General features: G+C 76.3%; 1 protein-coding gene and 1 pseudogene. Both read right to left on the minus strand.

The window, feature by feature from the left end; genetic code table 11:
- Positions 1-9: 9 nt before the first annotated feature.
- Positions 10-9,792 (minus strand): type I polyketide synthase, encoded by a 9,783-nt coding sequence (locus tag CP983_RS44620; protein WP_229914636.1) that lies wholly within the window; start codon positions 9,790-9,792, stop codon positions 10-12.
- 108 nt (positions 9,793-9,900) lie between these two features.
- Positions 9,901-13,086 (minus strand): annotated as a pseudogene (locus tag CP983_RS04405) (type I polyketide synthase); the annotation flags it as partial.
- Positions 13,087-13,121 lie beyond the last annotated feature (35 nt).

Consider the following 13,121-nt stretch of genomic DNA (forward strand, 5'->3'; position numbering starts at 1 on the left):
GGCGGGGCGTCAGTCCGAGGTGGTCTCGGCCGCGAGCCGCAGCAGGCTCTCGCCGTCGAGGGCGTCCAGGTCGTGTGCGTCGCTCCCGCCGGTGGGGGCGTCGGTGGTCGCGGGGTCACCGTCGGCGAGTTGCAGGATCAGCTCCAGCAGTCCGGCCTTGCGCAGCCGCGCGGGCGGCACGGCGGCGAGGGCGGCGCGGACCGCGGCGTCCGGGTCGTCGCCCGCGTCGGTTGCGGCGGGGGCGTCGGGGAAGAGCTCGGTGCGCAGGTGGGCGGCGACCGCGGTGGCGTTGGGGTGGTCGAAGACGAGGGAGGCGGGCAGGGCGAGGCCGGTGACGGCCTTGAGCCGGTTACGCAGGTCGACGGCGCTGACGGAGTCGAAGCCGAGGTCTCGCAGGGCGCGTTCGGCGGGTACGGCGTCGGCGCCGGAGTGGCCCAGGGTGGCGGCGGCCTCGGTGCGGACCAGGTCGAGGAGCAGCCGGGTGCGTTCGACGTCGGGCAGCTCGGCGAGCCGGTCGCGCAGGCCGGGGCCGTCCTCGGGTTCGGGGGTGTCGGCGGGACCGGGGTCGGTGGCCCGTGCCAGTTCGGACAGCAGGGAGCTGGGCCGGGCGGCGGTGAAGGCGGGCAGGAACGCCGCCCAGTCGGTGGCCGTCACGGTCAGGCCGCTCACGTCCTCGTCGAGGGCGCGTTGCAGGGCGGCGAGCGCGGTGGCGGGGTCCATGGGGTGGACGCCGCGGCGGGCGAGTTCGGCGGCGAGGCCGGGTTCGGTGGCCATGCCGGTCTCGCCCCACGCGCCCCACGCGACGGACGTGGCGGGCAGCCCGGCGGCGCGGCGGTGGGCGGCGAGCGCGTCCAGGTAGGCGTTGGCGGCGGCGTAGGCGGGCTGGCCTCCGCTGCCCCAGGAGGCGGCGCCGGAGGAGAACAGCACGAACGCGTCGAGGTCGCGGCCCGCGGTGAGTTCATGGAGGTGCCGGGCCCCGAGGAGTTTGGCGCTGAGCAGCGTCTGGAGGGTGTCCGGGGTGAGGGCGGTGGTGTCGCTGTCCCCGTCGGAGACACCGGCGGCGTGGACGACGGCGGTCAGCGGCTGCTCGGCGGGCAGGGCGTCGAGGTGGGCGGCGAGCGCGTCCCGGTCGGCGATGTCACAGGCGGCGACGGTGACACGGGCACCGAGTTCGGCGAGCTGCTTGGCGAGGGTGTCGGCGCCGGGAGCATCGGGCCCACGTCGGCTGAGCAGCAGCACGTGCGCGGCACCCCGGGCCACGGCCCAGTGAGCGAGACGACTGCCGAGGGCACCGGTACCGCCGGTGACGAGGACGGTGCCGCTGGTACGCCAGGGGTTGGCTGCGGAGGGTTCGCGAGCGGGGGCGGGACGGTGGCCGGTATCGGAGGCTGTGCCGCCGGGAACGAGCACGGTGCGGCTGGTGCGCCGGGGGTTGGCTGCGGAGGATTCGCCGGCGGGGAGCAGAGGGCTTTTGGTGCCGCCGGTGGGCATGGCCTCGTCCGCGCCGGCTTCCCCGGCTGCGTCGAGACGGCGGCCGGTGCCGCCGGTGACCGAGGTGCCGCCGGTATCCGCGGCGGTACCGCCGGTGGGCATGGGCTCGGCCGCGCCGGCTTCCCCGGCTGCGTCGAGACGGCGGCCGGTATCGCCGGTGACCGAGGTGCCGCCGGTATCCGCGGCGGTCCGGCCGGTCCGCCCGGACTTGACCGCGGTGGGCTCCCCGGCTGCGACGAGGCGTCGTGCGTAAGCTCCGGACGCCCGGAGCGCCAGCTGGTCCTCCGGGGTGTCGGCCGTGAGCAGCGTGGCCAGCAGCGTCCCGCAGTGGGTGTCGACGGTGTCCGGCAGGTCCGCCAGGCCGCCCCACAGCGCGGGGTGTTCGAGGGCGGCGACCCGGCCGAACCCCCACAGGGTGCCCTGGGCCGGGTGGCGGACGAGGTCGCCGGGTACGGCGGCGACGGCCTCGCGGGTGAGGCACCACAGACGGGGTCCGGCGGGCCGGTCGGCGAGGGCCTGGAGCAGGGCGACGGTCGCCGCCAGCCCGACGGGCACCGCCGGGTGACGGACGTCGGCGGGGTCTTCGGCGAGGCCCAGCAGGGATACGACGACGCCGGGTTGGGTCGGCAGCACCGCCGCCATCGAGGTGCGGTCGGCCGTGGCGGGGTAGACCTCGATGCGGGTCGTTCCGGGGCCGAGGGCGCGGACCACGGTGGTCACCCAGGGGTCGTCGGCGTGGGTGGCCGGGACGACGACGAGGCGTTGGTCGGCGCCCCGAAGGGGCGCGGGGAACTGCGCGACCGGCCCCGACGCGCCCGCAGACGACGGCCGGCCACCGGCGGCACTCTGCGCCGGGCGCCCCGTGGCCAGCGGATGCCAGGCGTCGCGGTAGCTCCACGACGCGGCGAGCGCCCGGCGCCGGGACCGCTGCCGCCAGTCGGCGAGGGCGGGCAGGACGGCGGCGAGTTCGGGCTCGCCGGCGCCCGTCTCGGCGGCGAGCCCGACGGCGTCCGCGTCGTCGACGAGGTCCCAGAAGGCACTGTCCTCACCGCTGCCGGACCGCACGGGCGCGGTGTCGGCGGTGGGCCAGTAGCGGCGGCGCTGGAAGGGGTAGGTGGGCAGTTCGACGGCCGGTTCGGAGCGGGCGGCGGAGGGGAAGCAGGGCCGCCAGTCGACGGGCAGGCCCGCCGCCCAGCCGCCCGCCGCCGACAGCAGGAACGTCCGGGCGTCACCGGCCTGCCGGCGCACGGAGCCGAGGACGACGGCGTCTTCCGCTCCCGCCGCCTCACACGTCTCGCCGATCGCACCGGCCAGTACGGGATGCGGGCTGCTCTCGACGAAGACCCGGTGCCCGGCCGCGAGCAGCGCACGGGTGGCAGCCTCCATGCGCACGGTCTGCCGCAGGTTGCGATACCAGTAACCGGCGTCCAGGGCGGTGGTGTCGAGCCGGCCACCGGTCACCGTGGAATAGAACGGGACGCGGGCCGGGCGGGGGCTCAACTCGCCCAGGACCGAGAGCAGTTGGTCCCTCACCGCCTCGGTCTGCGGGCCGTGCCCGGCGATGTCGGACTTGACGTCCTTGGTGCGCAGGTCCATGCGTGCGCACACCTCGCGCAGTTCGTCGAGGACGGCGTCCTCCCCGGAGACGACGACCGTCGCGGGCCCGTTGAGGACGGCCACGCCGACCCGTCCGGGCCAGGCGTCCAGGAGGGGTTCGACCCGGTCGACGGGTGCGAACACCGTCATCAGGCCGCCCAGTCCGCCGAGTTCGAGCATCGTCCGGCCACGCAGGGCCACCAGCCGGGCCGCCTCCTCCAGGCTGAACGCGCCCGCCACATGGGCGGCGGCGATCTCGCCCTGCGAGTGCCCGACGACCGCCCCCGGTTCGACGCCGAGGGAGCGCCAGAGGGCGGCGAGGGAGACCATGGTGGAGAACAGGGCGGGCTGGACGACGTCTGCCCTGTGCAGTACGTCGGGGTCGGCGCCGTCGCCGCGCAGCAGGTCGACGGGCGACCAGTCGACGTAAGGGCCCAGGGCGTCGGCGCAGTCGTCGACCGTGGCGCGGAACACCCGTGAGGAGTCGTACAGTTCGCGGCCCATGCCCCACCACTGGGAGCCCTGGCCGGGGAAGACGAACACCGGTCCGGTGGCGCTGTCGGCGGCGGTGCCGCGTACGACGGCAGGGTCGGCGGTGCCGGTGGCCAGGGCGTCCAGCGAGTCGAGGAGCCCGGCGCGGTCCGGGCCGAGGACGACGGCACGGTGCTGGTGGGCGGCACGGGTCGTGGCGAGCGACCAGCCGGCCGCCGCGGGGTCGGTCTCGGGGTGGGAGCGCAGGAACCGGGCGGTGCGGGCGGCCTGTTCGGCCAGCGCGGGCACGGTCCGGGCGGAGAGGAGCAGGGGTACGTCGGGGGTCTCGACCGGTGGGGTCACCGAACCGGCGGGCTCTGTGACGGACCGCGGAGGCGCCTGCTCCAGTACGACATGGGCGTTGGTGCCGCTGATGCCGAACGCGGACACGGCGGCCCGGCGGGGGCATCCGGTGTCGGGCCACTCCTGGGCGGACCGCAGGAGGCGTACGGCGCCCGTGGTCCAGTCGACTCGGGTGGAGGGCGTGTCGGCGTGCAGGGTGCGCGGCGCGGTGCCGTGTTCGAGGGCCAGGACCGTCTTGATGACGCCGACCGCGCCGGCCGCCGCCTGCGTATGGCCGATGTTGGACTTCACGGACCCCAGCAGCAGGGGCCGTTCGCGGTCCTGGCCGTAGGCGGCGAGGAGTGCCTCGGCCTCGATGGGGTCGCCGAGCCGGGTGCCGGTGCCGTGCGCCTCGACGGCGTCCACGTCGGCCGGCCCGAGGCGGGCGTCGGCGAGCGCCTCGCGGATGACGCGCTGCTGGGCGGGCCCGTTGGGCGCGGTGAGCCCGTTGGAGGCGCCGTCCTGGTTCACGGCGGACCCGCGGATCACGGCCCGTACCCGATGGCCCCGGCGCCGGGCCTCGCTGAGCCGTTCCACGACGAGGAGGGCGACACCCTCGGAGTAGCCGGTGCCGTCGGCGTCCTCGGAGAACGCCTTGGAGCGGCCGTCGCGGGCGATGGCGCCCAGCCGTTGGATGCGGGCGAAGCTCGCCGAGTCGGTCATGACGGTGACCCCGCCGGCGAGGGCGAGCGCGCACTCGCCGGCGCGGACCGCGCGGACCGCCTGGTGCAGGGCGACCAGCGAGGAGGAGCAGGCGGTGTCGACGGTGACCGCGGGGCCGTTCAGGCCGAGGGTGTAGGAGACACGGCCGGACAGGGCGCTGGCGGCAAGACCGGTGGCGGCGTGGCTCTCGGCGCGTTCGGCGGAGCCGCTGACGACATGGGCGTAGTCCTGGCCGTTGCTGCCGACGAAGACTCCGGTGCGGGTGCCGCGCAGGGTCTGCGGGTCGATGCCGGCCCGCTCCACGGCCTCCCAGGCGGTCTCCAGGAGCAGCCGCTGCTGCGGGTCCATGGTGACCGCCTCGCGCGGGGAGATACCGAAGAAGGCCGCGTCGAAGTCGTGGGCGTCGTAGAGGAATCCGCCTTCGAGGCGCCCGCCGTCCGCGAACTCGGTGAGGTCCCAGCCGCGGTCGCCGGGGAAGGGGCCGATGGCGTCGCGTTCCTCGGTGAGCAGATCCCACAGGAGCTGCGGGGAGTCGGCGCCGCCGGGCAGCCGGCAGGCCATGCCGACGATCACGACCGGGTCGTCGGCGTCATCGACGGCGGAGGCGGCTTCAGCGGTGTTGTCCTCAATGCCGGACGGTTCGGCGAGGGCGGCTTCACGGGTGCCGGTCAGGGCGGCCAGCAGGTGTGCGGCGAGTTCGCGCGGGGTGGGGTGATCGAAGACGACTCCGGCGGTGAGTGGCAGACCCGTCGCGGCGACGAGCCGGTTGCGCAGTTCAACGGCGGTGAGGGAGTCGAACCCGGAGGCCCGGAAGGCGCGGTCGGGCGGTACGTCGGCGGCCCGGCGGTGGCCCAGGGCGCCCGCGGACTCGGCGCGCACCGCGTCCAGCACGAGCGTGGTGTGTTCGGCGGGCGGTGCCGTACGCAGCCGGTCGGCCAGGGGCGTGGTGGCCGGGGCCGGGGCGGGTGCGGCGGGGTGGCCGTCGAGGACCGGGCTGCGCCGCGGGCCCGTGCGGAGTGCTGCGGCCAGGGGCTCGAGGTCGGCGACCAGGAGAGCGGGGTGGGGGTCGGAGGTGGCTTCCAGCAGGGCGGTCAGGGCCAGTTCGGGGTCGAGGCCGCCCAGGCCCGATCGTCGGCCCTGCGCGTCGTCGAGTCCGGCGGCCATGCCGGCGCCGCGCCAGGCCGCCCAGGCGATCGACACCGCGGGGAGCCCTTCGGCGCGGCGGCGGGCAGCGAGGGTGTCGAGGACGGTGTTGGCCGCCGCGTAATTGGCCTGACCGGGGTTGCCGAGGGCGCCGGACACCGATGAGAAGAGCACGAACGCCGAGAGGTCGTGGTCCCGGGTCAGCGCGTCGAGGTGCAGCGCGGCGGTGGCCTTGGCGCGGAAGACGTCGGCGAACCGGTCCGGGGTGAGCCGCTCCAGCACGCCGTCGTCGAGGACGCCGGCCGCGTGCACCACGGCCGTCAGCGGCCGCTCGGCGGGGATCGCGGCGAGCAGTGCGGCGAGCGCGTCCCGGTCGGCGACGTCGCAGGCGGCGATGTCCACCTCGCAGCCGGCGGCGGCCAGTTCACGTCTCAGGTCGTCCGCACCGGGCGCGTCCGGGCCACGGCGCGAGACCAGCAACAGCCGCTCGGCACCCTCGCCGGCCAACCGACGCGCCACCTGCGCGCCGAGGCCACCGGTGCCGCCCGTGACGAGGGTCGTGCCGGCGGGACGCCAACCGGTGGCCGTCTCATCGGGCATCCGGGGCGCAGGCACTAGCCGTCGTACGAGGGCTCCGGTGGCACGTACGGCCACTTCGTCCTCGCCGCCCTGGGCCGTGAGGGCCCCCAGTGCCAGGGCGACGGTGGGCCCGCTCGGTTCTTCGGCGGGCAGGTCGAGCAGGCCGCCCCAGCGGTCGGGTGTCTCACGGGCGGCGACCCGGCCGAGGCCCCAGAGAGCGGCTCCCGCGAGGCCATGGGCCCGGTCGGTGTCGACGGCGGCCATCGCGTCCCGGGTCGCACACCACACGGGTGCCCGCAGTCCGGCGTCGCCGGTCGCCTGTACGGCGGTCAGCGCGGCGAGCAGCCCGGCGGGTACGTCCGCCGCGTCCGAGTCCTCGAGCGCGGTGAGGCACAGGACGCCGGCCGGCTCGGCGTCACGCAGCAGCGCGGTGAGCGTGGCGCGGTCGGCGCCGGCGGGGCAGCGGACCGGCAGGGCCGCCGTGCCGAGGGCGTCTGTGAGGGCGGTGGCCCAGGGGTCGTCGTGCTCGGGCAGCAGGACCAGCCACGGGCCGGTCGTCCCACCCGGCGCCGGGAAGGTGTGCGGCTGCCAGTGCTCGCGGTGGCGCAGGGCGTCGAGGGCGGTCCGGCTGCGGTGCCGGGACCGCCAGGACAGCAGGGCGGGGACGACGGAGCGGACGGCGTCCTCGGTGACGCCGAGGCGGCCCGCCAGTGCGGCCGGTTCGGTGCGGCGGAGCGCCGACCACAAGTCCGTGCCGTCCGTCTCGCGGTCGGCGTGGCGGAAGGGGAAGCGGCCGCGACGGAACGGGTAGGTGGGCAGCGCGACCCGTCGGGCCCCGGTCCCGGCGAACAGGGCCGTGAAGTCGACCGGGACGCCGTGGACGTACAGCCTGGCCAGGGCCGTGACGGCGGAGTGCTCCTCGTCGGGGCCGCCGTGCAGCAGGGGTGTGACGACGGCGTCGGGCGGCAGGGTCTCCTGGGCGAGGGCCGCGAGGACACCGCCGGGGCCGACCTCCAGCCAGGCGCCGACGCCGTGCTCGGCCAGCGTGCGCACGCCGTCGGCGAAGCGGACCGTCTCGCGCAGGTGACGTACCCAGTAGTCGGGGGTGGTCAGTTCGCCGGGTTCGGCGATGCGTCCGGTGACGTTGGAGACGACGGGCAGGGCGGGTTCGGCGAAGGACAGCTCCGCGACCGCCGCACGGAAGGGGTCGAGGGCGGGGTCCATCAGCCGTGAGTGGAAGGCGTGCGACACCCGCAGGCGGCCGGTGCGGTGCCCGGCATCGGCCAGCCGGGCCGCGACCGCTTCCACGGCCTCGTCGGGGCCCGAGAGGACCACGGAACGCGGGCCGTTGACGGCTGCGAGGACGACGCCGTCGGTGAGCAGCGGACGGACCTCGTCCTCACCGGCGGACACGGCGACCATCGCGCCGCCCGCGGGCAGGTCCTGCATCAGGCGGGCCCGCGCGGACACCAGGCGGCAGGCGTCCGCCAGGGACAGCACGCCGGCGACGTGCGCGGCGGCGATCTCGCCGACGGAGTGGCCCATGAGGTACTCGGGCCGTACGCCCCAGGAGACCACGAGCCGGTACAGGGCGACCTCGACGGCGAACAGCGCGGGCTGCGCGAACTCCGTGCGGTGCAGGGTCTTTTCGTCGCCGGCCCACATCGCCGACCGCACGTTCGGGTCGAGCTCGGCGAGGACCTCGTCCAGGGCCGCTTCGAACACCGGGAAGCGGTCCGCGAGTTCGCGTCCCATGCCGAGGCGCTGGCTGCCCTGGCCGGAGAACAGGAGGGCGACGGACGGCTCGTCGCCCGCCACGGCCTCGGCGAGCGGCGGGGCGTCCGGGGCCGAGCCGAGCAGCACGGCCCGGTGCTCGAAGGAGGACCGTCCGGTGGCCAGTGAGTGGCCGACGTCGAGCGGGTCGAGCCCGGCGGCCCGTTCGCGGACGCGGGTGATGTGGTCGGTGAGGGCTTCGGCGGTGCGGGCGGACAGGGGCCAGGGCACCGCGTGTGCGGGCGACGACGGCGCATGGGCCGGTTCGGGTGTCGGTTCAGGCACGTGGGCCGGTTCCGGCTCGGGAGCCGCCTCCAGGACCACGTGGGCGTTGGTGCCGCTGATGCCGAACGCGGACACGGCGGCCCGCCGGGGGCGGCCGGTGCGGGGCCAGTCGGCGGACTGGCGCAGCAGTTCGACACGGCCCGCGGTCCACTCGACGGCGTCGGTGGGGTCGTCCGCGTGCAGCGTGCGGGGCAGCCTGCCGTGCCGCATCGCGAGCACCGTCTTGATGACGCCGGCGACGCCCGCGGCGGCCTGGGTGTGCCCGATGTTGGACTTCAACGAGCCGAGCAGCAGGGGCCGTTCGCGGTCCTGGCCGTAGGTGGCGAGGAGCGCGGACGCCTCGACGGGGTCGCCGAGCCGGGTGCCGGTGCCGTGCGCCTCGACGGCGTCGACGTCGGCGGGATCGAGTCCGGCGGCGGCGAGTGCCTGCCGGATGACCTGCTGCTGGGCGCGGCCGCTGGGGGCGGTCAGGCCGTTGGAGGCGCCGTCGGAGTTGACGGCGGTGCCCCGTACCAGCGCCAGGACACGGTGCCCGTGACGGCGTGCGTCGGACAGGCGCTCCACGACGAGTACGGCGACGCCCTCGGACCAGCCGGTGCCGTCGGCGTCCGCGGAGAACGCCTTGCAGCGGCCGTCGGGGGCGAGTCCGCCCTGCCTGCTGAACTCGGTGAACACGGCCGGGTCGGAGAGCACGGTGACGCCGCCGACGACGGCGAGTTCGCTCTCGCCGGTCCGCAGGGCCTGGACGGCGGTGTGCAGGGCGACCAGGGAGGAGGAGCAGGCGGTGTCGAGGGTCAGGGCCGGGCCCTCGAGGCCGAGGACGTAGGCGAGCCGCCCGGACAGGACGCTGGACGCGGTGCCGGTCATGACGTGTCCGGCGCCGTCGCCGGGTCCGGGGCGGCCGGAGTCCCACTGGTAGGTGCCCGCGTACACGCCGGTGCGGCTGCCGCGCAGGGACTGCGGGTCGATGCCGGCGTTCTCCAGGGCCTCCCAGGCGACTTCGAGGAACAGCCGCTGCTGCGGGTCCATGGTGGCGGCCTCGCGGGGCGAGATCCCGAAGAACTCCGCGTCGAAGGCGTCGGCGCCGTCGAGGAACCCGCCCCCGCGGGCGGTGCTGCCGGCGAGCAGTGCGGGCAGGTCCCAGCCGCGGTCGGCGGGGAACGCGGTGACGGCGTCCCGGCCGGTGTCGACGAGCCGCCACAGGTCGTCCGGCGAGGTGACGTCCCCCGGTAGGCGGCAGCCCATGCCGACGACGGCGACGGGGTCGTCGCCCGGCGTTCCGGGGGCACGGTCCGACTCCAGTTCCTCGATGCGCCGGTGGGCACGGCGCAGCTCCGCCGTGACCCGTCGGAGGTAGTCGACGACTGTGTCCTGCTGCTCTTCCTGCACGGGATGTCCCATCGCGTCGGCGGGGGCGTACGTGGCCTGCGGGTGGGGGGTGGCCCGCTGAGGTCGCTGGCTTTCCGGGGATGTGGGGGTGCCGCTCCGGGGCGCCGGTCAGCGGACCGGGAACTCCTTGTCGATCGGGAACTCCTGGTCGATGAGGTCCAGGAGCCGGTCGACGGGGGCGGCGGCGATGTCGGCGGCCTCCGCCGTGGGATGACCTGCGGCGCCGTCGCCGTCGCCGCCGCCGTTGGCGCGGCCGGCCGGGGCGCGCCGGCCCAGGTCGTTCAGCAGGGCTTCCAGGCGGCGTACGGCGCGCCGGCGCTCGGGGTGGTTCCCGGGCAGGTCGCGCAGTGCCTGTTCGAAGCCGGTCGGCCAGTCGGGCAGCGGGAGCGGCTGCTCGTCGAGGTGTTCGGCGAGCCGGGCGGCGAGCGCGGCCGGGGTGGGCCGGTCGTAGAACAGGGTGGTCGGCAGGTCGAGTCCGGTGGCCTTGCCCAGGCGCACTCGCAGTTCGGTCTCGGCGTAGGAGTCGAGGCCCAGGGAGCGCAGGGCGGTGCGGGGTTCGACGCGGCCGGGGTCGGCGTGCCCGAGGGCGGCGGCGGCCTCGACCCGGATCAGGGTGAGCAGTGCGCGGACCCTGCGGGGGCCGGTGAGGGCCCGCAGGGCGTCGGGTTCGCCTGTCGGCCGGTCCGCCGGGGTGGGCAGGGGCGTGCGGGCCCGGTCCGCCGGGGTGGGCCAGTGGCGTTCGCGCTGGAAGGGGTATGTCGGCAGTTCGGTGCGGCGGGCGCCGGTGCCGGTGAACAGGGCGGGCCAGTGCACGTCGCTGCCGGTGACGTGGAGCCGGGCGAGCGCGGTGAGCAGGGCCGTCTCGGGGTCGGTGCCGGCTCGCTGGGCGGCGACCGTCACCACGCCGCTCCACGCGAGCAGTTCGACGGTGCTCGCGGTGAGGGCGGCGTCCGTGCCCACTTCGAGGAACGTGTGCACGCCCGCGTCGCGCAGGGCGGTGACGGCGTCGGCGAACCGTACGGTGGCGCCGGCCTGGCCGCTCCAGTGTGCGGGTGAGGCGAGGTCGGTATCGGTGACGCGGGCGCCGGTCAGGGTGGACACGACCGGGATGCGCGGGGTGCGCGGTTCGAGGCCGGCCAGGTCCCTGCGGAAGGCGTCGAGCGCGTCGGCCACGAGCGGGGAGTGCAGCCCGTGCGGGGCCGGGAGGGCGGTGGTGGCGTGCCCTTCGTTCGCCAAGGCGTCGGCGACACGGGCGACTTCACTCGCCGCGCCGGACAGCACGAGCCGGTCGGGGCCGTCGACGGCCGCGACACCGACGCCCGCGGTGAGCAGCGGTGCCACCTCGGCCTCGGTGGCGCGTACGGCGACGGTGGCGGCGGTGCCGAGCCGCTCGGCCAGCCGGACCCGGGCGGCGACGACCCGGCAGGCGTCGGTGAGGGACAGCGCACCGGCGGCATGCGCGGCGGCGACCTCGCCGAGCCCGTGCCCGACGACGTGGGTGGGAGTCCGGCCGAGGGATTCCAGCAGCCGGTACAGGGCGATCTCGTGGGCGAACAGGAGGGGTTCGGCCTGCGCGACGAAGGCCTGCTCGCCCGCCGAGATCTCCCGCTCACCCCCCACGAGGTCGCGCAGTGGTTCGGCCAGCAGACCGTCGAACGCCTCGCGTACGGCGGCGAAGGCGCGCGCGAACACCGGGAACCGTGCGGCGAGGGTGCCGGTCCGTGCGGCGTGCGGGGTGCCGCGTCCGGCGAACAGGACGGCGGACAGGCCGCGTTCGGCGACGCAGCGGGCGGCGGTGGGCGTGCCGTCGGCGGAGGCCAGCAGGACGGTGCGGTGCGGCAGCGCGGTGGCCCGGCCGGTGGCCAGCGAGTGGGCGATGTCGGCGCGGGCCCGGTCGTCGGCGGGGTCCAGCCGGCGCAGCCGGGCGACGGCGGCGTCCAGGGCGTTCGCCGACCGTGCGGAGACCACCCAGGGCACGATGTGCGGACTCCTGTCGGGCTGCTCGGCCGGTAGGGGTGCGGGCGGTGCCTGTTCGAGGACGACGTGGGCGTTGCTGCCGCCGATCCCGAAGGAGGAGACCGCGGCGCGGCGCGGCCTTCCGGTGGCGGGCCAGTCGGTGGGCTCGCTCAGCAGCCGCGCCGACCCCGCGTTCCAGTCGACGGCCGGGGTCGGCTCCGACAGGTGCGGGGTGGCGGGCAGGACGCCGTGCCGCAGGGCGAGGACGGTCTTGATGAGCCCTGCGATGCCCGCGGCGGCCTGGGCGTGGCCGAGGTTGGCCTTCACGGAGCCTATGAGCAGCGGGTGTTCGCGATCGCGTCCGTAGGTGGCGAGGAGTGCCTCGGCCTCCACGGGGTCGCCGACGCGGGTGCCGGTGCCGTGTGCCTCCACGGCGTCGACGTCGCCGGTGCCGAGCCCCGCGTCGTGCAGCGCCAGGGCGATCAGCTCGCGCTGGGCGGTGCCGCTCGGCGCGGTCAGCCGGTCGGTGGCGCCGTCGGCGTTGACGGCGGTGCCGCGGACGAGGGCGAGCACGGGGTGGCCGTTCAGCCGGGCGTCGGAGAGGCGTTCCAGGACGAGGACGCCGACGCCCTCGGCCCAGGCGGTGCCGTCGGCGTCGGCGGAGAACGGCTTGCAGCGGCCGTCGGGGGCGAGGCCGCCCTGCCTGGCGTAGCCGACGAGGCTGCGGGGCGTGGACAGCACGTTGGCGCCGCCCGCCAGGGCGAGGGTGCACTCCCCGGCACGCAGAGCCCGTACCGCGCAGTGCAGGGCGGTCAGCGAGGAGGAGGACGCGGTGTCGAGGCTGAGCGCGGGGCCGCGCAGTCCGAGGACGTGGGCGAGACGGCCGGAGGCGACGCCGGGCGCGGTGCCGGTGACGGTGCCCGCTGCCATGTCGTCGGCGGCCCGCGCGGTGACCAGGGCGTAGTCCTCGCCGCTGACGCCGACGTAGACGCCGGTGCGGGTGCCGTGCAGTGACAGCGGGTCGATGCCGGCCCGCTCCACGGCCTCCCAGGCGGTCTCCAGCAGCAGCCGCTGCTGGGGGTCGGTGGCGACGGCCTCGCGGGGCGAGAGTCCGAAGAAGCCGGCGTCGAAGTCGGCGACGCCGTCGAGGAATCCGCCGCGCCGGGGCACGGCGGCCCGGTCCGGCGCGTCGAGGGCGTCCGGGTCCCAGCCCCGGTCGGCGGGCAGCGGGCCGATGGCGTCACGGCCGGCGAGGAGCAGTTCCCACAGCCCCTCGGGGTCGGTGATCCCGCCGGGCAGTCGGCAGGCCATGGCGACGACCGCGACCGGCTCGGCGGCGACGGGGTCGTGCAGGTCGAAGAACTCCAGTCCGG

The sequence above is a fragment of the Streptomyces chartreusis genome (assembly GCF_008704715.1).
GTDB classification, from domain to species: Bacteria; Actinomycetota; Actinomycetes; order Streptomycetales; family Streptomycetaceae; genus Streptomyces; species Streptomyces chartreusis.